This window comes from Actinoplanes sp. NBRC 101535 (assembly GCF_030269225.1).
Taxonomy (GTDB): domain Bacteria; phylum Actinomycetota; class Actinomycetes; order Mycobacteriales; family Micromonosporaceae; genus Actinoplanes; species Actinoplanes rectilineatus.
Map to the genome: position 1 here is coordinate 3,131 of NZ_BSSY01000041.1, position 1,450 is coordinate 4,580.

At 55.6% G+C, this 1,450-nt stretch carries 1 rRNA gene (only partly in view); it reads left to right on the plus strand.

Annotated elements, in window-relative coordinates:
• A 23S ribosomal RNA gene (locus tag QSK32_RS45240) occupies positions 1–1,394 on the plus strand; it begins 1,353 nt to the left of the window's first position.
• Positions 1,395–1,450: the final 56 nt, after the last annotated feature.

Here is a 1,450-nt window from a genome sequence, read left to right on the forward strand (position 1 = left end):
GCATTAAGGTTGAGACGTGATGCCGAGCCGTTTCTGGTGAAGTCATTGATCCTATGCTGCCGAGAAAAGCCTCTAGCGATGTTCTGAGCGGCCCGTACCCTAAACCGACACAGGTGGTCAGGTAGAGAATACCGAGGCGACGGGTGAACTGTGGTTAAGGAACTCGGCAAATTGCCCCCGTAACTTAGGGAGAAGGGGGGCCGGACGCGTGAAGCCCCTTGCGGGTGGAGCGTGGTATGGCCGCAGAGAGCAGGGGGAAGCGACTGTTTACTAAAAACACAGGTCCATGCCAAGTCGTAAGACGATGTATATGGACTGACGCCTGCCCGGTGCTGGAACGTTAAGGGGACCTGTTAGCTCTTCGGGGCGAAGCGGAGAACTTAAGCGCCAGTAAACGGCGGTGGTAACTATAACCATCCTAAGGTAGCGAAATTCCTTGTCGGGTAAGTTCCGACCTGCACGAATGGCGTAACGACTTCCCCACTGTCTCAACCACAGGCCCGGCGAAATTGCAGTACGAGTAAAGATGCTCGTTACGCGCGGCAGGACGGAAAGACCCCGGGACCTTTACTATAGCTTGACATTGGTATCTGAATTAGCTTGTGTAGGATAGGTGGGAGCCTGTGAAGCTTGGACGCCAGTTCGGGTGGAGGCAATGTTGAAATACCACTCTGGTTGGTTTGGGTATCTAACTTGCGGCCCTGATCGGGTCGAGGGACAGTGTCTGGTGGGTAGTTTAACTGGGGCGGTTGCCTCCTAAAGGGTAACGGAGGCGCCCAAAGGTTCCCTCAGCCTGGTTGGCAATCAGGTGTTGAGTGTAAGTGCACAAGGGAGCTTGACTGTGAGACTGACGGGTCGAGCAGGGACGAAAGTCGGGACTAGTGATCCGGCACTTGCGTGTGGAAGCGGTGTCGCTCAACGGATAAAAGGTACCCCGGGGATAACAGGCTGATCTTCCCCAAGAGTCCATATCGACGGGATGGTTTGGCACCTCGATGTCGGCTCGTCGCATCCTGGGGCTGTAGCAGGTCCCAAGGGTTGGGCTGTTCGCCCATTAAAGCGGTACGCGAGCTGGGTTTAGAACGTCGTGAGACAGTTCGGTCCCTATCCGCCGTGCGCGTTGGATACTTGAGAAGGGCTGTCCCTAGTACGAGAGGACCGGGACGGACGAACCTCTGGTGTGCCAGTTGTTCCGCCAGGAGCATGGCTGGTTGGCTACGTTCGGAAGGGATAACCGCTGAAAGCATCTAAGCGGGAAGCCTGCTTCGAGATGAGGTATCCCACCACCTTTGAGTGGGTAAGGCTCCCAGGAGACTACTGGGTTGATAGGCCGGAGATGTAAGCACGGTAACGTGTTGAGTTGACCGGTACTAATAGGCCGAGGGCTTAACCACCCTAAACTTTGTGCTACGCGTCCACTGTGTGATTCACAGCAAACGAACAACCACCC